Genomic DNA, 21,687 nt, shown 5'->3' with positions numbered 1-21,687 from the left:
CACACGAGTTTAAACAGCGCGCATCCCTGCGCAGGTAACGAAGGGACGTGCGAATGTCACGACATGGTTACACAGGAACGCTCTGGGACCACTGCGCCAGGGCCGTGGCCATGCTCGGCGCCAAGGGCAGGCGGGGAATCAGCACGGCCTGCCAGGCGTGGTAGAGGTCCGGCTTGCCCGGCCAGATATCGGCGCTGGGGCGGTTCAGCGGATCGAGTTCGTGGTGCCAGCTGCCGTCGCAGCGGTCGATGAAGTTCACTGCGCAGAATTCCCAGAACAGCCGGTACCAGGCTTCGTAGCGCTCTTCACCGGTGCGCTTGAGCAGGGCGCTGGCGGCGGCGCTGGCCTCGGCGTGCGTCCAGTGCAGGCGATGGCGCACGACGGCCTTGTTGGCCCAATCGAGGGTGTAGACGATGCCCGGCGCGCCGTCCGCCTCCCAACCGTGGCGGCAGTTTTCCTCGAACAGTTTCTGCGCGTCGGTGGCCAGCCAGCCGGGGGTGAGCATGCCGGCCCGCACCCGCGCCGCCTCGAGGTGCAGCATCAGCCGCGCCCATTCAAAACCGTGCCCCGGCGTGGTGCCGTAGGGGCGGAAGCCGTCGGCGGGATTGTCGCGGTTGTAGTCGCGCAGCGGCTGCCAGTCGCGGTCGAAGTGCTCGATCACCAGGTAGCCGTTGGCGGCGGCGTGGCCGTGGATCACCCGTTCGACGATGCGCTGGGCGCGCACCAGCCAGCGCGGGTCTTCGGTGACGTCGGCCAGGGCGAGGAAGGCCTCGGTGGCGTGCATGTTGCTGTTGGCGCCGCGGTAGGCTTCCTCTTCGCGCCAGTCGCGGCTGAAGGATTCGCGCATCGCGCCCTCTTCGTCGCTCCAGAAGCAGGTGTCGATGATGTCGATGGCGTCGTCGAGCAACGCTTCGGCACCGGGGCGCCGGGCGACCACCGCCGAACTGGCGGCCAGGGCGACGAACGCGTGCAGGTAGGCGTTCTTGCCGGTGTTGCCGTCGCGGTGCTCGGCGGTGGCGAACCAGCCGCCGTGCACGGCGTCGCGCAGCGGGCCGCGCAACGAGCGGACACCGTGATCCACGAGCTCGGCGAAGCCCGGCAGCCCCTGGATGTGAGCCATGGCGAAGCTGTGGGTCATGCGGGCGGTGTTCATGGTTTCGGCTTGCGCGCCGGTCGGCAGGCGACCGCGCCCGTCGAGGTTGCCGAAGCCTTCCGGCAGCCACGAGGCCTTGGCGAAGTCCAGCAGGCGCAGGCCTTCGTCGGCGAGCCAGCGCTGGTGGGCAGGGGCGTTCAGCCAACTGCTGAAGCCTGGATTGAAGTGATCCATGGGTGGCCTTTTTTGTTGTTATGACTGCGGGGAGTCTAAACAACGGGCCGGGGCGGGCTTGTAACGAAGGGGACAGGGATTGTCACCGACCGGTGACATTCACAGCAAATTGATGCCCTGCGGCGAGAGAGCTCGCTTGCGCCGTGGTGCGAAGCGGCACTGAAAAGACGGGCCTGCTGCGCAGTCCAGCGGGAGCAAGCGCCCTCACCACAGGGCAGTGTCAGTCGGCGCTGCGCGGCAGCTGCAACGTCACCCGCAACCCACCTTCGCGCAGGTTCTGCAGCGTGACCTCGCCGCCGTGACTGTGGGCGATGTTGCGCGCGATGCCCAGCCCGAGCCCATAACCCTGCTGCTGCCCGGCCAGGCGGAAATGCGGCTCGAACACCTGCTCCAGCCGCTGCTGCGGCACCCCCGGCCCTTCGTCGTCGACGTGCAGCACGAAGGCGCTTTCATCGTCGTCGATGTGCAGGTGCGCGTTCTGCCCGTACTTGAGGGCGTTGTCGATCAGGTTGCCGATGCAGCGCTTGAGCGCCAGCGGCTTGCCCGGGTAGGTCGCCAGCGCCCGCCCGTGCTGGGTCACGCGGCCGTTGCCGTTGGGCGCCAGGTACGGCTCCACCAGGCATTCCAGCACATGGTTGAGGTCCACCGGCTCGATGTTTTCGTGGATGTCGGTGTCCTTCACGCATTGCAGCGCGCCCTTGACCAGCATCTCCAGCTCATCCAGGTCGCGGCCGAACTTGGCCTGCAGCGCTTCGTCCTCCAGCAGTTCGACCCGCAGGCGCAGGCGGGTGATCGGTGTTCTCAAGTCGTGGGAAATCGCGCTGAACAACTGGCTGCGCTCGGTCAGGTAACGGCTGATACGCTCGCGCATGGTGTTGAACGCACGGCCCACCTCCACCACTTCGCTGCCGCCGCCCTCGGCCACCGGTTCCACGTCGGCCCCCAGCGACAATTCCCGCGCCGCCCGCGCCAGGCGCTTGAGCGGCCGGCTCTGCCAATGCACCAGCAGGCCGATGAACAGCAGCAGGAAGCCGCTGGTGAAGACGATGAACCACACCTGCTGCGTCGGCAGGCCCTGCTCTTCGAGGCTGGTGTACGGCTCGGGCAACAGCGAGGCGATGTACAGCCATTCGCCCGGCGCCAATTGGATCTGAGTGACCAGCACCGGCGGGTTCACCGGTTCCAGGGTCAGCGCGTAGTGGGCCCAGGACCGCGGCAGCTCGTCGAGCTTGAGCCCGGCGTTGAAGATCCGCAGGTCTTCGGGGCTGACGAAGGTCACCAGGATGTCGGTGTCGTGCCCCAGCGACTGGTGCAGCACTTCATCCACCGCGGTGATCACGGCGGCCTTGCGCGGCGTGACCGGCAGCACGTCCATGTCCAGCGGCTTGTCGTTGAGCGTCACCACGAAGCGGGTGCCGCCCATGCTGCGCAACTGGTCGAGCACCAGCGGCCGGTACGCCACCGGCAACGAGCGGAAGTAACTGACGCTGGCGGTCATCGAATGGGCGAGGCTGCGGGCGCTGGTGACCAGGCCTTCGAGCTGGGTCGCGCGCAACTGCGAGACCCAGATCACGCTGGACAGGGTCTGGGCGAACAGCACCGCCAGCAGGGTCAGCAGCAGCATCCGCCCGAGCAGCGAGCGCGGCATCGGCACCTTGCCGGCCAGGTTGCGCAAAAGCTCAGTGGCCATTGCCGGCAACCACATTGGCCGCCAGTTGATAACCGCTGCCGCGCACGGTGCGGATCAGCCTCGGCGGCTTTTCCGTGTCGCGCAGGCGCTGGCGCAGTCGGCTGACGGCCATGTCGACGATGCGGTCGAGGGGCATCAGCTCGCGGCCGCGGGTGGCGTTGCCGATGGTGTCGCGGTCGAGGATTTCCTGGGGGTGGTCGAGGAACAGCTTGAGCAGCGCGAAGTCGGCGCCGGACAGGATCACTTCTTCGCCGTCGGTGTGGAACAGCCGGTGGCTGACCATGTCCAGCCGCCACTCGTCGAAGCTCAGCACCTCGCTGCCGCTGCGCTCCTGGGCGAACTGCGCCCGGCGCAGCAACGCCTTGATCCGCGCCTGCAGTTCACGGGGGCTGAACGGTTTGCCCAGGTAGTCGTCGGCGCCCAGCTCCAGGCCGATCACCCGGTCGGCCTCGTCGGAACTGGCGGTGAGCATGATGATCGGCACCTGGGCCTGACGCGGATGCTGGCGCACCCAGCGGCACAGGCTGAAGCCGTCCTCGTCGGGCAGCATCACATCCAGGATCACCAGATCGCTCGGCGCCTCGTTGAGCGCCTGGCGGAAACCGGCGCCGTCAGCCGTGGCCCGTACCTGAAACCCTGCGCGGGTCAGGTAGGTCTGCAGCAACTCGCGTATCTCCTGGTCGTCATCGACCAACAAAATCGACTTGTTGACTGAGCTCACTTCGAAGGCATCCTGATTATTGGAATTGGGGCGGATTATGCCTGATGAACCTTGAAAATTTGTCACCTGCTCTGACCCCATCGCTGACAAGCCAGCTCCCACAAGGGTCTGAGTCGATCACAAAACCTGTGGGAGCTGGCTTGCCGGCGATGAGGTCAACTCGGTCTCACGCCTGTTCGAGCGCCACACCGGCGCCGGTCAGGCCCGAATACGGCGCCGTCACCAGCCACACCGGGATGCCCTTGAAGTAATCGCTCATGCAGCCCTTGTCGGCGAAGCTCTTGGCGAAACCGCTGGCCAGGAAGAAATCGGCGAAGCGCGGCACCACGCCGCCGACGATGAAGACCCCGCCACGGGCACCGGTGGTGAGCACGTTGTTGCCGGCCACGCGGCCGAGCCAGCGGCAGAACTGCTCCAGCACTTCCAGCGCCACCGGATCTCCCGCCAGGCCGGCGGCGGTGATCGCCTCCGGCGTGTCGAGCGTGGGCGCATGCCCGTCCACCGCGCAGATCGCCCGGTAGACCCGTGGCAGGCCGCCGCCGCTCAGGGCGGTCTCGGCGCTGACATGGCCGATCTCGCTGTAAATGTGCTGCCACAGCTGGGTCTCGCGCGGGCTGCTCAGCGGCAGGTCGACGTGGCCGCCCTCCCCCGGCAACGCGGCGAACCGGCCCTCGCCCAGGTCCAGCAATGTGCCGACGCCGAGCCCCGTGCCCGGGCCGATCACCACCGCCGGGCGCAGCGGCTCCGGCGTGCCTTCGCAGACCACGCGGAATTCGCCGGGCTGCAGGCGGGTCATGCCCAGGGCCATGGCCGAGAAGTCGTTGACCAGCAACAGCCGCTCGACCTGCAGGCTCTCGCAAAACGCTTTGCGGCTCAGTCGCCAGTGATTGTTGGTGAACTTGAATTCGTCGCCGCTGACGGGACCGGCCACCGACAGGCACACCGATCCGATGGCGCCCGGCGCCAGGCCCAGCCGGCTCAGGTAGAGGCCGATGGCCTCCTCCGGGCTGGCGTGGTCGGCCGTGGCCAGCACCTGCACCGATTCGAGCTGCTGATCTTTCCACAACGCGAACCGTGCGTTGGTGCCTCCGATGTCACCGACCAAAGCCAGTTTCAATTAAGCGTCTCCAGGGCAGAAGTGAAGGCGCTGGCGCCCTGCTCCGCCGAGCTGAAGGCCATGCGCATGAAGCCGAACAGCTCGCGGCCGCTGCCGATGTTGTTGCCCAACAGGCCTTTGGCGGGTTCGCGCGCTGCGAATTCGGCGGCGTCCACCTTGAGTTCCAGGGTGCCTTTGACGCCGTCGACACGGATGATATCGCCCTCTTGCACCCGCGCCAAAGCGCCGCCCACATAAGCTTCGGGGCTGACGTGGATCGCCGCCGGGATTTTCCCCGAGGCGCCGGACATGCGCCCGTCGGTCACCAGCGCCACCTTGAAGCCGCGGTCCTGCAGCACGCCGAGGAACGGCGTCATCTTGTGCAGCTCCGGCATGCCGTTGGAGCGCGGGCCCTGGAAGCGCATCACCGCGACGAAATCCTTCTCCAGCAAACCGGCCTTGAACGCGTCGGCCAGGTCCTGCTGGTCCTGGAACACCATGGCGGGCGCTTCGACGATCTGATTCTCCAGCGCCACGGCGGAGACCTTCATCACGCCGCGGCCGAGGTTGCCTTCCATCACCCGCAGGCCGCCCTCCGGCGAGAACGCACGGGCCACCGGGCGCAGGATGTTTTCGTCGAGGCTCTCGGTCGGACCGTCGCGCCACACCAGCTCGCCGTTGTCGAGGAACGGCTCCTGGGTGTAGCGGCGCAGGCCGTGGCCGAGCACGGTGTTGACGTCCTCGTGCAGCAGGCCGGCGTCGAGCAGTTCGCGGATCAGGAACGCCATGCCGCCGGCGGCCTGGAAGTGGTTGATGTCGGCCTTGCCGTTCGGATAGACGTGGCTCAGGGTCGGCACGACTTCGGAGAGGTCGGCCATGTCCTGCCAGGTCAGCTGGATGCCCGCCGCCATGGCGATGGCCGGCATGTGCAGGGTGTGGTTGGTGGAGCCGCCTGTGGCGTGCAGCGCGACGATGGAGTTGACCAGCGCCTTCTCGTCGACGATCTCGCCGATCGGCAGGAAGTGGCCGTTCTGCTTGGTGAGGCGGGTGACCTGGTGCGCGGCCTCGCGGGTCAGCGCATCGCGCAGCGGCGTGTTCGGGTTGACGAACGACGCGCCCGGCAGGTGCAGGCCCATGACTTCCATCAGCAACTGGTTGGTGTTGGCGGTGCCGTAGAAGGTGCAGGTGCCGGGGCTGTGGTACGACTTCATCTCCGATTCCAGCAACTCTTCGCGGGTGGCCTTGCCTTCGGCGTACTTCTGCCGCACGTCGGCCTTTTCCTTGTTGGAGATGCCCGAGACCATCGGCCCGCCCGGCACGAAGATCGTCGGCAGGTGGCCGAAGCGCAGGGAGCCCATCATCAGGCCCGGCACGATCTTGTCGCAGATGCCGAGCATCAGCGCGCCGTCGAACATGTTGTGCGACAGCGCCACCGCCGTGGACATCGCGATCACCTCGCGGCTGGGCAGGCTCAGCTCCATGCCCGGTTCGCCCTGGGTGACGCCGTCGCACATGGCCGGAGTGCCGCCGGCGAACTGACCCACCGAGCCGATCTCGCGCAGGGCGTTCTTGATCAGTTCCGGGTAGACCTCATACGGCTGGTGCGCCGAGAGCATGTCGTTGTACGAGGAGACGATGGCGATGTTCGCCGAGTTCATCATCCGCAGGCTGTGCTTGTCCTGGCTGCCGCAGCCGGCCACGCCGTGGGCGAAGTTGGCGCACTGCAGCTTGCCGCGCATCGGCCCGTCGGAGGCTGCGCCGCGAATCAATGCAAGGTAAGCCTGGCGCGTGGCGCGGCTGCGGGCGATAAGCCGTTCGGTGACCTCAAGAACGCGGGGATGCATGTGTAGAACTCCAGGCTAACGGATGTGGCGACCTGATTGTCTATGCTGATCAAAGGCCCGCGCGCTCGGGATGACGGACGGTTTTCTTGATCATTCGGACCAGTTGATTCAGGTCACTCGTTGTAGATAAAACAAAATACTGCCACCAAAAAGGCTTGTTTTCTATTTTTTTGCGAATAATCTTGTAATTCCAACAACAAAACGACGGCGGCGCTGTTCAATGACTCTTCGAATCGCAATCAATGGTTTTGGCCGCATCGGCCGTAACGTCCTGCGCGCACTGTATACCCAAGGCTATCGGCAGGATTTGCAGATCGTCGCCATCAATGATCTGGGCGACAGCGCGATCAACGCCCATCTGCTCAAATACGACACCGTTCACGGCACGTTCGATGCCGAAGTCGCCCATGACAACGAGAGCCTGACCGTCAACGGCGACCGCATTTCCGTCAGCGCCATCCGCAATCCGGCCGACCTGCCCTGGGCCGCGGAAAAGATCGACGTGGTGTTCGAATGCACCGGCCTGTTCACCGACCGCGCCAAGGCCGCCGCGCACATCAGCGCCGGCGCCCGCAAGGTGATCATCTCGGCGCCGGCCAAAGGCGCCGACGCCACTGTCGTCTACGGCGTGAACCACGACATCCTGCGCGCCTCGCACCAGATCATCTCCAACGCCTCGTGCACCACCAACTGCCTGGCCCCGGTGGCCCAGGTGCTGCACCGCGAACTGGGGATCGAAAGCGGCCTGATGACCACCATCCACGCCTACACCAACGACCAGAACCTGACCGACGTCTATCACAGCGACCCGTACCGCGCCCGTTCGGCCACCCAGAACATGATCCCGAGCAAGACCGGCGCCGCCGAAGCGGTAGGCCTGGTGCTGCCGGAACTGGCCGGCAAGCTGACCGGCATGGCCGTGCGCGTGCCGGTGATCAACGTGTCGCTGGTGGACCTGACGGTGCAGCTCAAGCGCGAAGCGTCCGCCGACGAAGTCAACGCCCTGCTCAAGGCCGCCAGCCAGCATTCGAAGATCCTCGGCTACAACGCCCTGCCGCTGGTCTCCAGCGACTTCAACCACAACCCGCTGTCGTCGGTCTTCGACGCCAACCACACCAAGGTCAGCGGCAAGCTGCTCAAGGTGCTGGCCTGGTACGACAACGAATGGGGCTTCTCCAACCGCATGCTGGACAACTGCCTGGCGCTATGCAACGCCGAGTGACCCCGGATCGCTCCTTGTCCCTGCGGGAACCGCCATCGCCGGCACGCTGGTTGCCGCAGGGACAGGGGCACGACACCGCTCCCGCATGAAGTGCCTGATTTCAATTTGAAATCAGGGCTTGACCATTCGACTGGATGATAATCATTATTATTTGATCGAAACGGATCAGGTTCTCCCGTGAGTCAGGCACAGTTCAACCACGTCTTCCTTGCCCAGCGCAGTTCGCTGCTGCGCACGCTGCAACGGATGGTCAACAACCCCAGCACCGCCGAAGACCTGCTGCAGGAGACCTACCTGCGCGTGACCCGGGCGCTGGGCGAGCGGGCCATCGATCACCTCGAACCCTTCGTCTTCCAGACCGCCCGCAACCTGGCGCTGGATCATCTGCGCGCCCGCAAGATCCACGCGCGCACCATGGTCGACGACGTCCCGCAGGAAGTGGTGCACAGCGTCGCCGCCCCCGCCAGCAGCGCCGAAGACGCCGCCCATGCCGAACAACTGCTGGAGCGCCTGAACGTGAGCCTCAGTGAACTCAGCCCCCGCCAGCAGCAGATTTTCATCCTCAGCCGCCTGCACGGCCACAGCTACCAGCAGATCGCCGACGAGCTGGACGTGTCCCTCAGCACCGTGCAGAAAGAACTCAAGCTGATCATGACGATCTGCATCGGCGTCGCCGAAAAGCATGACGGCAGCCTCAAGCCGTAAGCGGCAAGCTGTCAGCAAAGCGCCCCCTGAAGACTTAGTTTTAGCTTGAAGCTTGCGGCCTTAAGCTTGAAACTGCTTCGCCAGAAGCCCGAGGAAACACCGTGACGGACACCCACCGCCCGCCTTCGCCCGATACGGCGCAGGACGCCGCCAACGCAATGGACCAGGCCCTGGACTGGCTCATCGCGCTCGGCAGTCCGGACGAAGAGCAGACCCGGCAGTTCCACGCCTGGCTGGCGGCCGATCCGCGCAACGCCGAAGCCTTCGCCAAGGCCCAGGCGATCTGGGACGGCCCGCAAGTGGCGCAGTGCGCCCAGCGCCTGGCCGCCAAGCCGCAGAAAGTCACCCTCCTCACGCGCCTGCGCCCGCACTGGAAACCGCTGGCCACCGCCGCCGTGCTGGTGCTCGGCCTGTTCAGCTTCAGCAACCTGCCGATGCGCCTGCAGGCCGATCACCTGACCGTGGTCGGCGAGCGCCAGCGCCTGCAACTGGAGGACGGCTCCAAAGTCCTGCTCAACACCAACTCGGCATTCTCCAGCACCATCAACGACCGCCAGCGGGTGGCGCGGCTGTACCAGGGCGAAGCGTTCTTCGAGATCGCCGCCAACCGCAGCCAGCCGCTGGAGATCGACGCCGGCCCCGTGAAGGCCAGCGTGCACGACACCGCGTTCGCCGTACGCTACCTGGACGGCGTGGCCCAGGTGCGCGTGCAGCGCGGCGACGTCGATCTGCGCGCCACCGGCGACGACGCCCGGGTGCGCCTGTCCGCCGGGGAAAGCATCCGCATCGGCCCCAACGGCTTCGACCGCCCGGCCAGGCAGGACGCCGCCACCGACCTGGCCTGGGTGCAGGGCCGGCTGATCTTCGAGAACTGCCCGCTCAGCCAGGTCCTGGCGGAGCTGCGCCGCTACTATCCGGGCTGGATCATCAACACCAACGAGCAGTTGGCCGACGTCGCCGTCACCGGCAACTACCGCCTCGACCAGCCGCTGGACGTGGTGCGCTCCCTGGCCCATATCACCTCAGCGCGCCTGCAGGAATTTCCGGCGCTGGTGATCCTGAACTAAATGAGAATTATTTTTACTCGATAGCCGAAGCTCGTTCGTCTCGTTATAGCCAATGCAATTGATTCGCACCTCCGGACGCGGATCAGCACCTATAAAGATTCGTGCGACACGGAGCGCTATCGATGTCATCACGCCTTACCCGCCAGACCGCTTCCCCTTCCCGCGTACTGTCGCTGCTGACGGCCGCCATTCTGATGGCCGGCACCGCACCGCTGATGGCGGCCACCGAACAGCCTGCGCGCAGCATGGGCGACTACTCGTTCGCCATCGCCCAGCAGCCGCTGGTGTCGGCGCTCAACGCGTTCACCGCCGTCACCGGTTGGCAGGTGGGTCTGCCGGCGCAACTGGGGGAAGGCGTGTCGTCGCCGGGCGTGCGCGGCTCGCTGCCGCCGGAAAAGGCCCTGGAGCGCCTGTTGGCGGGGACCAACCTGAGCTTTCGCAAGATCGGCAACAACAACGTCGTGCTGGAGAAGCGCAGCACCGCCGGCGCGCTCAACCTGGACCAGGTGACCATCAGCGCCACCCGCCAGGAACAGTCGGTGAACAGCGTGCCCGCCACCGTCACCGTGCATACCCGTGAAGAACTCGACCGCAGCAACGTCAACACCATCAAGGACCTGGTGCGTTACGAGCCCGGCGTCTCGGTGGGCGGCGCCGGCCAGCGCGGCGGGATCAGCGGCTACAACATCCGCGGCATCGACGGTGACCGCATCCTGACCCAGGTCGACGGCGTCGAAGTGCCGGACGGCTTCTTCAACGGCCCGTACGCCAAGACCCAGCGCAACTACGTCGACCCGGAAATCATCAAGCGCGTGGAGATCCTCCGCGGCCCGGCCTCGGTGCTGTACGGCAGCAACGCCATCGGCGGCGCCGTGAGCTACTACACCCTCGACGCGGACGACATCATCAAGCCCGGCAAAGACGTCGGCGCCCGCCTCAAGACCGGCTACAGCTCCGCCGACGAAAGCTGGCTGAAGTCCGCCACCGTCGCCGGCCGCGCCGACCGGTTCGACGGCCTGCTGCACTACAGCCAGCGCGACGGCCACGAAACCGACTCCTACGGCAGCAACAACGGCACCGGCCTCGACCGCACCGCCGCCAACCCGGAAGACGTCAAGGCGAGCAACGTGCTGGCCAAGCTCGGCTGGAACTACGCCGAAGGCTCGCGCCTGGGCCTGACCTACGAGAAGTACAAGGACGACCGCGACACCGACCAGAAAAGCGCCTACGGCGGCCCCTACTTCAACGGCGCGCCGACCGTCCCCAACAGCGTGCTGCCCGGCGGCATGTACCAGTGGCGCACCGGCAACGACACCATCACCCGCGAGCGCTTCGGCCTGGAGCACAGCTTCGGGCTCGACAGCCTGCTGGCGGACAACGTGAAGTGGAGCCTCAACCACCAGACCGCCAAGACCGACCAGAGCACCGAGGAGTTCTATTACCCGATCAGCCGCAAGGTGCTGCGCACCCGCGACACGGTCTACGAAGAAAAGCAGTGGGTGTTCGACGCGCAGCTGGACAAGGCTTTCAGCCTCGGCGCCACCGACCACGTCCTGACCTACGGCACCACGATCAAGCAGCAGGAAGTCACCGGCTCGCGCAGCGGCGACGGCAAGTGCCTGGCGATCGGCCGCGGCTGCACCGCCATCGGCGCCACCAGCGCGGCCGACGTGCTGAAGAAGTCCAGCGACTTCCCCGACCCGACCATCAACACCTACAGCCTGTTCGCCCAGGACCAGATCAGCTGGAACGACTGGACCTTCCTGCCGGGCCTGCGCTACGACTACACCCGGCTCAAGCCGCACATCACCCAGGAATTCCTCAACACCGTGGCCGCCGACGGCAAAGGCACGGTCAGCGATTCGAACAAGACCTGGCACAAAGTCTCGCCCAAGTTCGGCCTGACCTACGCCCTGAGCGAAAACTACACCTGGTACGGCCAGTACGCCGAAGGCTTCCGCACCCCGACCGCCAAGGCACTGTACGGCCGCTTCGAGAACAGCACCACCGGCTACAACGTGGCGCCGAACCCAGACCTGGAACCGGAGAAGAGCAAAAGCTACGAGACCGGCCTGCGCGGCAATTTCGAGTCCGGTTCGTTCGATGTGGCGGTGTTCTACAACAAATACCGCGACTTCATCAACGAAGACGCGGTCACGCCCGGCTACAGCGAGCTGACCTTCCAGACCAACAACATCAAGCACGCCACCATCAAGGGCGCCGAGGTCAAGGGCCGCCTGAACCTGGACGCCTTCGGTGCGCCGCAGGGCCTGTACACACAAGGTTCGGTCGCCTACGCCTACGGTCGCAACAACGACACCGGCGAGCCGCTCAACAGCGTCAACCCGCTGACCGGCGTGTTCGGCCTGGGCTACGACCAGGACAACTACGGCGGCCTGCTGAGCTGGACCGTGGTGAAGAAAAAGGACCGCGTCGACGACAGCCAGTTCAAGTCGCCGGACGGCGTGAGCAGCCAGTTCAAGTCACCGGGCTTCGGCATCCTCGACCTGACCGGGTTCTACAAGGTCACCGACGACGTCACCGTCAGCGGCGGCATCTACAACCTGACCGACAAGAAATACTGGCTGTGGGATGACGTGCGCGGCTACGACAGCGTCGGCGAAGCCGCCGTGCTGAGCCCGGCCAACCTCGACCGCCTGACCCAGCCGGGCCGCAACTTCGCGGTCAACCTGGTCTGGGACATCTGACCCGGTCCGCCTCACTGCGCGCGAGCATCGCCGCGCAGTGAGGTTTTTTTACGCTCATGCGTCTTCTTGTACGTCTCGTTATCAAGTGCCACTGCTTTTCAAGGACATCCCATGACCGCCCCGGAAAAATCCCTGCGTTCGCAACGCCTGAACCAGATCACCCACGAGCCGCACAGCAAGCTCGATGCGCTGGTCAAGGCTCACGCCCCCTTCGAGACCCGCGAAAGCTTCGCCCGCTTCGTGGTCGCGCAATACCTGTTCCAGTCGGAACTGGTGGCGCTGTACAACGATGCCGAACTGACCGCCATCGTCCCTGACCTGCCGGCCCGTTGCCGCGCCGAAGCGGCCAAGGCCGACCTGGCCGACCTCGGCACCGACGTCCCGGCCCCGGTGGCCGGTGCGGTGAGCAACCCGAGCAAGGCCCGTGCCCTGGGCTGGATCTTCGTCTCCGAAGGTTCGAAGCTCGGCGCGGCTTTCCTGATCAAGCGCGCCGTCGCGCTGGACCTGAGCGAAACCTTCGGCGCCCGCCACTTGGGCGAACCGGAAGGCGGCCGCGCCGAAGGCTGGAAACGCTTCGTCAAAACCCTCGACTCGCTGCAGTTCACTGCCGAAGAAGAAGCCGAGGCCGAACAAGGCGCCCTCGACGCCTTCAACCGCTTCACCGTGCTGCTGGAACAGGCCTACTCGACCGAAGCCGAACCGGCCTGACCTGCCGCCGTCTCCCTGTGAACGGCAACTGTCTTGATCTGCCTTTAAGGGCGCCATCGCCGGCAGGCTGGCTTCCACAGGTTTGTGTGCTGCACATCATCTGTAGGAGCCAGCTTGCTGGCGATGGCGTCTGTGAGGGCGCCGCAAGTCCGTCGCACCCACCCCGAGACAGCACAAGCCTGTAAGATTCCCTTCCGCCTCACACGCCCCACCGATCCGATCCCATGCCCCGACCCGCCTCCTCGAAACTCGCCCGCCTGCTGTTCGGCCTGCTGGCCTACGTCAGCCTGGGCATCGGCCTCATCGCCATCGTGGTGCCTGGCCTGCCGACCACCGAGTTCATCCTGCTCGCGGCCTGGGCCGCCACCCGCAGCTCCCCGCGCCTGAGCGCCTGGCTGGAGAACCACCGGCTGTTCGGGCCGATCCTGCACAACTGGCGCAACGGCAAGCTCATCGCCCGCCGGGCCAAGCTCAGCGCCACGGCCAGCATGCTGCTGTGCGCCACGCTGATGCTGGTGATGCTCGATCACGGCTGGCCGGTCTACCTCGCGATCGCGGGCATGGCCCTGGGCAACCTGTGGATCTGGTCGAGGCCGGAACCGTTGCCGAAGATCTCCTGAATTTTCTGCCCTTTTCAGGGCATTTTCCTGCGCAAACGTTTAGCCATGACCGTTCGTCGGTCGGTGCCTCATGCGGCTGTGCCCCAAGCCGATGAGCAAGGCATGGCGCTGAATGGATTTGGCGAAACGGGTGAGTCCGCCCCGTGGCCAACATTTCATTCATTCGCGAGATCGCCCCATGTTCGACTCTCTTTCCATTCGCCTGAAAATCGTCCTGCTGTCCGGCCTGTGCCTGCTCGGCGTGGTGGCGCTGATCGTCGGGATCAACATCCGCCAGACCAACAGCAACGACGAACTGGTCAGCGACTCCAGCAGCAAGATGCTCATCGCCAGCGTGCAGAACCTGCTGCAGGCCAAGGCCGCCGAACAGGCGGTGCGGGTACAGAAGACCTTCGGCGAAAGCCTGCTGGCGGTCACCGCCCTGGCCGACCAGATCAAGGACATGCGGGTGATGGCCGCCAAGCGCTCGATGGACGCCGGCGCCCTGCGCGAAGAGTTGAACCAGAGCCTGAAGACCGCCTTCGAGCGCAACGCCAAGGTGCTCGGCATCTGGCTGGCGTTCGAGCCCGACGGCCTGGACGGCAAGGACAGCGAGTTCAAGAACGACGCCGCCCGCCAGTCCAACGAGGCCGGTCGCTTCGCCAGCTACTGGAGCCGCGCCGGCGGCACCGCGCTGAACACGATCATGGTCGAGGAGGACATGACCAAGACCACCCTCAGCCTCAGCGGCACGCCGTACAACAGCTGGTACACCTGCCCCCGCGACAACAAGCGCACCTGCCTGCTCGACCCGTACGCCGACACCGTGGGCGGCAAGGAAATGCTCATGACCACCATCTCGGTGCCGCTGCTGGTGGACGGCAAGGCCATCGGCGTGGTCGGCGTCGACATCGCCCTGGACGCCCTGCAAGCGGCGGCGGCGGATTCCCAGCGCGAACTGTTCAACAGCGCCGGGCACATGCTGATCGTCTCCGGCAGCGGCGTGCTGGCCGCCTACAGCGCCGACGCCAGCAAAGTCGGCAAAGGCATCGGCGACACCCTGGGCGCCGAGGGCAAGGACATCCTGCAACTGCTCGGCGGCGGCAGCCCGAAGATCCTCGAACAGGGCGACCTGATCCGCGCCGTGTACCCGGTCAACCCGATCGGCGACGCCCGCGCCTGGGGCGTGGTCATCGACCTGCCCAAGCAAGTGCTGCTGGCCGACTCGGTCAAATTGCAGGCGGTGCTCGACGACGCCCAGGAGGCCGGCACGATCACCGCCCTGTCGGTCGCCGTGGCGGCCGGCCTGGTCGGGCTGCTGCTGATCTGGCTCACCGCCTCGGGCGTGACCCGGCCGATCAACAGCGTCGCCGACATGCTCAAGAACATCGCCAGCGGCGAAGGCGACCTGACCCAGCGCCTGAACTACGGGAAGCAGGACGAGCTGGGCGAACTGGTGAACTGGTTCAACCGCTTCCTCGACAAGCTGCAGCCGACCATCGCCCAGATCAAGCAAAGCATCACCGATGCCCGCGGCACCGCCGACCAGTCGTCGGCCATCGCCCGCCAGACCAGCGAAGGCATGCAGGTGCAGTTCCGCGAGATCGACCAGGTGGCGACCGCCTCCAACGAAATGAGCGCCACCGCCCACGACGTCGCCAACAGCGCCTCCAACGCGGCCAACGCCGCCAAGGGTGCGGACCAATCGGCCCGGGACGGCATGTCGATCATCGAACGCAGCACCCGCGACATCAGCCAACTGGCCGATGAAGTCAGCAAAGCGGTGGCCGAAGTCGAGGAACTGGCGCTCAACAGCGAACAGATCGGCTCGGTGCTGGAAGTGATCCGCAGCATCGCCGAGCAAACTAACCTGCTGGCGCTCAACGCCGCCATCGAAGCCGCCCGCGCCGGCGAGAGCGGCCGCGGCTTCGCGGTGGTGGCCGACGAAGTGCGCAACCTGGCCAAGCGCACCCAGGACTCGGTGGAGGAGATCCGCGTGGTCATCGAACGCATCCAGTCCGGCACCCGCGGCGTGGTCGCGACCATGCACTCGAGCCAGAGCCAGGCCCAGAGCAACGCCGGGCAGATCCGTCAGGCCGTGGACGCGCTGGGCAAGATCAGCGAAGCGGTCACCGTGATCAGCGACATGAACCTGCAGATCGCCAGCGCCGCCGAACAGCAGAGCGCCGTGGCCGAAGAGGTCAACCGCAACGTCTCGGCGATCCGCACCGTCACCGAAACCCTGACCGAACAGGCCAGCGAATCGGCGGCCATCAGCAGCCAGCTCAACGCCCTGGCCAGCCAGCAGATGAAGCTGATGGATCAGTTCCGCGTCTGACCCCTGCCATGCGGTGCCCCTGCTGGCGTCATCGCCAGCAGGCCGGCTCCGGGTTTTCATCCGGCCTGCCGACCTTTTGCACTATGCTGCGCTCTCCCACGGAGGGCCTTCGATGACCGATCTGCTCGCATCCATCCAAGCCGCGCTCGGCCTGCCCCGCACGCCGATCCCCTTCACCGCCGCCGGCGCCCTGCCCTCGGCCTTCGCTGTCACCGACCTGGCCTGCGCCAGCATCGCCGCAGCCGGCCAAGCGGTCAGCGAACTGTTGCTCCGGCAGACCGGCCACCGGCCCGCCGTCGAAGTCGACCGGCGTCTCGCCTCGTTCTGGTTCGCCGCCTCCCTGCGTCCGGTCGGCTGGAGCGTGCCGCCGTTGTGGGATCCGGTGGCCGGCGACTACGCGACGCAGGACGGCTGGATCCGCCTGCACACCAACGCCCCGCACCACCGCGCCGCCGCCGAACGGGTGCTCGGAGCCTGCGCCGACCGCGCCGCCATGGCCGCGAAGGTGGCGCAATGGACCGGTGCGCAGCTGGAGCACGCGGTGGTCGCGGCCAACGGCTGCGCGGCGCAGATGCGCAGTTGGGCCCAGTGGCAACAGCACCCGCAGGGCCTGGCGCTGAATACCGAGCCGCTGGTGCATTTTTCTGACGGCCAGGCGCAAAGCCCCCGTGCCTGGACAGGTTCGGCGGCGCAACCGCTGGCCGGGCTCAAGGTGCTGGATCTGACCCGGGTGCTGGCGGGGCCGACCGCCACCCGGTTTCTCGCCGGCCTGGGCGCCGAGGTGCTGCGCATCGATCCGCCGACCTGGAACGAGCCCGGCGTGGTGCCTGATCTCACCCTCGGCAAACGCTGTGCGCGGCTGGATCTTCATGTTGCGGCGGACCGCGCGGTGTTTGAGGCGCTGCTCAAGGACACCGACATCCTGGTGCACGGCTACCGGGCCGACGCCCTGGAAAACCTCGGCTTCGGCGCCGAACGCCGCCGCGAATGGTCGCCGGGGCTGATCGACGTCGGCCTCAACGCCTACGGCTGGAGCGGCCCGTGGCGCAACCGCCGGGGCTTCGACAGCCTGGTGCAGATGAGCAGCGGCATCGCCGAGGCCGGACAGCGCTGGCGGCGCAGCGACACGCCGACGCCGCTGCCGGTGCAGGCGCTGGATCACGCCACCGGGTATCTGATGGCGGCCAGCGTGATCCGCCTGCTGAGCGAGCGCCTGCACAGCGGCAAGGCCGGTTCGGCGCGGTTGTCTTTGGCGCGCACGGCGAAGCTGTTGGTCGAACAGGGGCCGGGCACGGAAGAACCGCTGCGGGCCGAGGACGGCCAGGATCAGGCTTTGCCGGTGGAGCAGACGCCATGGGGCCCGGCCCATCGGTTGAAGGCGCCGCTGAACATCAGCGGGACGCCGTTGCGCTGGGCGTTGCCGGCCACCGAATTGGGTTCGCATTCCCCGCATTGGCTGTGACCGCTACAGCCGACACAAAACCCGGGATCAGTCCCCCCGCCCCAACGACGTCCACAGCACCTGCGCCGCATACCCCCGGTACGGCCGCCAGGCCTCGGCCCGGGCGGTCAGCTCCCGCGCCGTCGGCCGCCGGCCCTCCAGCACCTCCAGCGCCCGCAGCAACCCGACGTCCCCGGTCGGAAACCCGTCCATGTCCCGCAACTGACGCAAAGCGATGTACTGCGCCGTCCAGTCGCCGATGCCGTGCAGGGCCAGCAGCCGTGTCACCCCGGACTCGAACAGCGACGGATCGTCCAGCAGCGCCTGCGCCACGCCGGACAGCGTCCGCCCCCGGCTCTTGGGCATGCCCAGCGCCGCCAGGTCGGCGACAGCCAACACGCCGGCCTGCGGAAACGCATGGGTCAGCCCCGGCACCGGAGAGCTGACTGGCTCGCCGTAACGCGCCACCAGTTTCCCCGCCAGCCGGATCGCCGCCGTCACCGTGATCTGTTGCCCCAGCACCGCACGGAACGCCAGCTCCAGCCCGTCCCACGCCCCCGGCACCCGCAGCCCCGGCCGCTCGGCGATCAACCGCGCCAACAGCGGATCCGCCGCCAGGTGCCGCTGCATCGGCGCGCCCCCCGCGTCCAGGCCGAACAGCCGGCGCAAGCGCGCGACGATCTCGGGCAGCGCCGCCGGTTCGGGAAAGTCGAGCTCCACCTCCAGGCCTGCCCCGTCACCGGGCCGCACCGACACGGTTCCGCTGACCCCGTTCAAACCGATGATCCGCGAATACGCGCCGGCGTCGGCCGTCTCCATCCCGGCCACCGCCCGTGCCGAAAGGAACCCGAGCATCGCCGGCCAGTCGTAGGGCGCCGGGCAATCCAGCCGCAGTCTCAAAGCGACAGCAGGCCGCTGTACAACCCGTACGCCGCCAGCCCGGCCCCGCCGATCACACAGGTGAAGATGCCCTTCTCCAGCGTGGTGAACAGCGGTTCGCCCTGCTCACGCTTGGCCTTGGCGAACAGGATGACGCCCGGCGCATACAGCAGCGCCGACAGCAGCAGGTACTTCACCCCGCCGGCATACAGCAGCCACACCGCGTAACACAGGGCAATGCCGCCGATGAGCAGATCCTTGGTGCGCTCGGCCGAGGCGTGCTCGTAGGTTTCGCCCCGGCCGCTGAGCAGCACCGCATAGGCCGCCGACCACAGGTACGGCACCAGGATCATCGACGAGGCGAGGTAGATCAGGCTGGTGTAGGTGCCGGCGGAGAACAGGGTGATCAGCAGGAAGATCTGGATCATCACGTTGGTCAGCCACAGCGCGTTGACCGGCACGTGGTTGGCGTTTTCCTTCTTGAGGAACGCCGGCATGGTTTTGTCCCGGGCCGTGGCGAAGAGGATTTCGGCGCACAGCAGCGCCCACGAGAGCAAGGCGCCGATCAGCGACACCGCCAGGCCGATGCTGATCAGCAGCGCGCCCCACGGCCCGACGATGTGCTCCAGCACCGCCGCCAGCGACGGGTTCTGCAGGGTCGCCAGTTCCGGCTGGCTCATGATCCCCAGCGACAGCACGTTCACCAGCACCAGCAGCGCCAGCACGCCGATGAAGCCGATCACCGTGGCCCGACCGACGTCGCTGCGCTTCTGCGCCCGCGCCGAGTACACACTGGCCCCTTCGATGCCGATGAACACAAACACCGTCACCAGCATCATGTTGCGCACCTGATCCATTACCCCGCCGAAGCTCGGATTGCTGCGGCCCCAGATGTCGCGGGTGAAGACGTCGGCCTTGAACGCCACCGCCGCGATGACGATGAACATCACCAGCGGCACGATCTTGGCCACGGTGGTCAGCTGATTGATGAACGCCGCTTCCTTGATCCCGCGCATCACCAGAAAGTGCACCGCCCACAGCAGCAGCGACGCGCAGCCGATGGCCACCGGCGTGTTGCCCTGGCCGAACACCGGGAAGAAGTAGCCCAGGGTGCTGAACAGCAGCACGAAGTAGCCGACGTTGCCCAGCCACGCGCTGATCCAGTAGCCCCAGGCCGACGAGAACCCCATGTAGTCGCCGAACCCGGCCTTGGCATAGGCGTACACCCCGGAATCGAGCTCCGGCTTACGGTTGGCCAGGGTCTGGAACACGAACGCCAGGGTCAGCATGCCGACCGCCGTGATCGCCCAGCCGATCAGGATGGCCCCGGCGTCGGCCCGGGCCGCCATGTTCTGCGGCAGGGAGAAGATGCCCCCGCCGATCATCGATCCCACCACCAGGGCGATCAATGCGCCAAGGTGCAGTTTTTGCGTCGGTTGCGACATTCCAGCGTCTCCAGGTTCCCGTGGGTGGCGAAGGCCGTAAACAGCGTCATGTAACCGTCGTTAACTAAACGGATTCAAGCGTAATAACGTTTATTGGATATCGCCAATAAACCCCTCTTATATATAGCCGTTCACTCTAACGGCGAGTGCCGAAAATCAATTTTGTGCGCCATTCGTAATAAATCATTTCTGTACTGCAAACAGATGCGGAAAATTTGCGAAACCGAAAAAACCAACTAGCTTCAACATCCCAAGGGAATACGAGTTATTCCCGTTTTCTCTCGCGAGCCTTCTGCAACGGGCCTTTCAGGCAGGCGACGTTATGCCCGAGACGAATCCATAAGTCATTCATTTAACAATGGAATGTGCCCATGAACTGATCTAAGTCAGCTGATCGATCGACCAACAGACTTAACCTGTTGTCTCTCTTCTCCTGCAATGGAGTCATGCAATGTCTGAGTCCCCCGGAAAACTGAAACTAGGTGCACTGGTTGCGCTGGTCGTCGGCTCCATGATCGGTGGCGGGATCTTTTCATTACCGCAGAACATGGCCGCCAGCGCCGATGCCGGCGCCGTGCTGATCGGCTGGGCCATCACCGCCGTCGGCATGCTGACCCTCGCGTTCGTGTTCCAGACCCTGGCCAACCGCAAACCCGACCTGGACGGCGGCGTGTACGCCTACGCCAAGGCCGGCTTCGGCGACTACATGGGCTTCTCCTCGGCCTGGGGCTACTGGATCAGCGCATGGCTGGGCAACGTCGGCTACTTCGTCCTGCTGTTCAGCACCTTGGGCTACTTCTTCCCGATCTTCGGCGAAGGCAACACGGCCGCCGCGATCATCGGCGCCTCCGTGCTGCTGTGGGCGGTGCACTTCCTGGTGCTGCGCGGCATCAAGGAAGCGGCGTTCATCAACCTGGTGACCACCGTCGCCAAGGTGGTGCCGCTGCTGCTGTTCGTGCTGATCGCGGTGTTCGCCTTCAAGCTGGACATCTTCACCGCCGACATCTGGGGCGCGAAGAACCCGGACCTGGGCAGCGTGATGAACCAGGTGCGCAACATGATGCTGGTCACCGTGTGGGTGTTCATCGGCATCGAGGGCGCGAGCATCTTCTCGGCCCGGGCGGAAAAGCGCTCGGACGTCGGCAAGGCCACCGTGATCGGCTTCATCACCGTGCTGCTGTTCCTGGTGCTGGTGAACGTGCTGTCGCTGGGGATCATGACCCAGCCGGAACTGGCCAAGCTGCAGAACCCGTCGATGGCCGCCGTGCTCGAGCACGTGGTCGGCCACTGGGGCGCGGTGCTGATCAGCGTCGGCCTGATCATCTCGCTGCTGGGGGCGCTGCTGTCGTGGGTGCTGCTGTGCGCGGAGATCATGTTCGCCGCCGCCAAGGACCACACCATGCCGGAGTTCCTGCGCCGCGAGAACGCCAACCACGTGCCGGTCAACGCCCTGTGGCTGACCAACGCCATGGTGCAGGTGTTCCTGGTCATCACCCTGTTCTCGGCCAGCACCTACCTGTCGCTGATCTACCTCGCCACCTCGATGATCCTGGTGCCGTACCTGTGGTCGGCGGCCTACGCCCTGCTGCTGGCGGTGCGCGGCGAAAGCTACGAAGGCGCGGCGGGCGAGCGGCAGAAGGACCTGATCATCGGCGCCGTCGCCCTGCTCTACGCGGTGTGGCTGCTCTACGCCGGCGGCGTGAAGTACCTGCTGCTGTCGGCCCTGCTCTACGCCCCCGGCGCGATCCTGTTCGCCAAGGCCAAGCTTGAAGTCAAGAAACCGGTTTTCACCCCCGTCGAGAAGCTGATTTTCGCCGCAGTGGTCGCGGGCGCCCTGGTGGCTGCCTACGGTCTCTACGACGGCTTCCTGACTCTGTAACCGCGAGATAACCATCTC

Annotated in this window: 16 protein-coding genes and 1 pseudogene; 10 read left to right on the top strand and 7 right to left on the bottom strand. The window is 66.0% G+C overall.

The window, feature by feature from the left end:
* Positions 1-67: 67 nt before the first annotated feature.
* From KVG96_RS03770 to edd, 5 genes are all read right to left on the bottom strand, one after another.
* On the bottom strand, positions 68-1,327 hold the full coding sequence (locus tag KVG96_RS03770) for a D-mannose isomerase (protein ID WP_217890872.1): 1,260 nt from the start codon (positions 1,325-1,327) through the stop codon (positions 68-70).
* A gap of 220 nt (positions 1,328-1,547) precedes the next feature.
* Positions 1,548-3,017: an ATP-binding protein gene (locus KVG96_RS03765; protein ID WP_302471293.1), complete on the bottom strand. Its 1,470-nt coding sequence runs from the start codon at positions 3,015-3,017 to the stop codon at positions 1,548-1,550.
* Complete coding sequence (locus tag KVG96_RS03760) at positions 3,007-3,738, bottom strand: response regulator (protein WP_217890871.1); 732 nt, start codon at positions 3,736-3,738, stop codon at positions 3,007-3,009. Before KVG96_RS03760 ends, KVG96_RS03765 begins: the two co-directional genes overlap by 11 nt.
* Before the next feature lie 166 nt (positions 3,739-3,904).
* Positions 3,905-4,855, bottom strand: coding sequence for a glucokinase (locus tag KVG96_RS03755; protein ID WP_217890870.1), 951 nt, complete (start codon positions 4,853-4,855; stop codon positions 3,905-3,907).
* Positions 4,852-6,678, bottom strand: a complete 1,827-nt coding sequence (edd, locus tag KVG96_RS03750) for a phosphogluconate dehydratase (protein WP_085629553.1) — start codon at positions 6,676-6,678, stop codon at positions 4,852-4,854. The genes KVG96_RS03755 and edd overlap by 4 nt, the downstream gene beginning before the upstream one ends.
* A gap of 220 nt (positions 6,679-6,898) precedes the next feature.
* Here edd and gap point away from each other — a divergent pair, with 220 nt between their 5' ends.
* The 9 genes and pseudogenes from gap (at position 6,899) to KVG96_RS03710 (ending at position 17,487) form a co-directional block, all read left to right on the top strand.
* Positions 6,899-7,900: a type I glyceraldehyde-3-phosphate dehydrogenase gene (gene gap / locus KVG96_RS03745; protein ID WP_217890869.1), complete on the top strand. Its 1,002-nt coding sequence runs from the start codon at positions 6,899-6,901 to the stop codon at positions 7,898-7,900.
* Positions 7,901-8,077: 177 nt separating this feature from the next.
* Complete coding sequence (locus tag KVG96_RS03740) at positions 8,078-8,605, top strand: RNA polymerase sigma factor (protein ID WP_217890868.1); 528 nt, start codon at positions 8,078-8,080, stop codon at positions 8,603-8,605.
* A gap of 101 nt (positions 8,606-8,706) precedes the next feature.
* Complete coding sequence (locus KVG96_RS03735) at positions 8,707-9,672, top strand: FecR family protein (RefSeq protein ID WP_217890867.1); 966 nt, start codon at positions 8,707-8,709, stop codon at positions 9,670-9,672.
* A 122-nt stretch (positions 9,673-9,794) separates the two neighbouring features.
* Positions 9,795-12,380, top strand: a complete 2,586-nt coding sequence (locus KVG96_RS03730; RefSeq protein ID WP_217890866.1) for a TonB-dependent receptor — start codon at positions 9,795-9,797, stop codon at positions 12,378-12,380.
* A 111-nt stretch (positions 12,381-12,491) separates the two neighbouring features.
* Positions 12,492-13,088: a biliverdin-producing heme oxygenase gene (locus tag KVG96_RS03725; RefSeq protein ID WP_217890865.1), complete on the top strand. Its 597-nt coding sequence runs from the start codon at positions 12,492-12,494 to the stop codon at positions 13,086-13,088.
* Between the two features lie 224 nt (positions 13,089-13,312).
* Positions 13,313-13,708, top strand: coding sequence for a YbaN family protein (locus KVG96_RS03720; protein WP_217890864.1), 396 nt, complete (start codon positions 13,313-13,315; stop codon positions 13,706-13,708).
* A gap of 112 nt (positions 13,709-13,820) precedes the next feature.
* Positions 13,821-15,167 (top strand): annotated as a pseudogene (locus KVG96_RS27760) (methyl-accepting chemotaxis protein); the annotation flags it as partial.
* 102 nt (positions 15,168-15,269) lie between these two features.
* Positions 15,270-16,025, top strand: coding sequence for a methyl-accepting chemotaxis protein (locus KVG96_RS27755; protein WP_371856096.1), 756 nt, complete (start codon positions 15,270-15,272; stop codon positions 16,023-16,025).
* Between the two features lie 112 nt (positions 16,026-16,137).
* The gene (locus KVG96_RS03710) at positions 16,138-17,487 is read left to right on the top strand and encodes a CoA transferase (protein WP_217890862.1); all 1,350 of its coding nucleotides are present in this window, start codon (positions 16,138-16,140) and stop codon (positions 17,485-17,487) included.
* A 27-nt stretch (positions 17,488-17,514) separates the two neighbouring features.
* Here KVG96_RS03710 and KVG96_RS03705 read toward each other — a convergent pair whose 3' ends face one another.
* Positions 17,515-18,366, bottom strand: a complete 852-nt coding sequence (locus KVG96_RS03705; protein ID WP_217890861.1) for a DNA-3-methyladenine glycosylase family protein — start codon at positions 18,364-18,366, stop codon at positions 17,515-17,517.
* Positions 18,363-19,790, bottom strand: a complete 1,428-nt coding sequence (arcD, locus tag KVG96_RS03700; protein ID WP_217890860.1) for an arginine-ornithine antiporter — start codon at positions 19,788-19,790, stop codon at positions 18,363-18,365. The genes KVG96_RS03705 and arcD (KVG96_RS03700) overlap by 4 nt, the downstream gene beginning before the upstream one ends.
* A 451-nt stretch (positions 19,791-20,241) precedes the next feature.
* On the opposite strand from arcD (KVG96_RS03700), the gene arcD (KVG96_RS03695) reads away from it, so the two are divergent.
* Entirely contained in the window at positions 20,242-21,669 is a 1,428-nt protein-coding gene (arcD, locus tag KVG96_RS03695; protein WP_217890859.1) for an arginine-ornithine antiporter, read from the top strand.
* Positions 21,670-21,687 lie beyond the last annotated feature (18 nt).

It is taken from the genome of Pseudomonas ekonensis, assembly GCF_019145435.1.
Taxonomy (GTDB): domain Bacteria; phylum Pseudomonadota; class Gammaproteobacteria; order Pseudomonadales; family Pseudomonadaceae; genus Aquipseudomonas; species Aquipseudomonas ekonensis.
The sequence above is the reverse complement of the archived record's forward strand: the minus strand, read 5'-3'. Positions and strand labels throughout refer to the sequence as shown.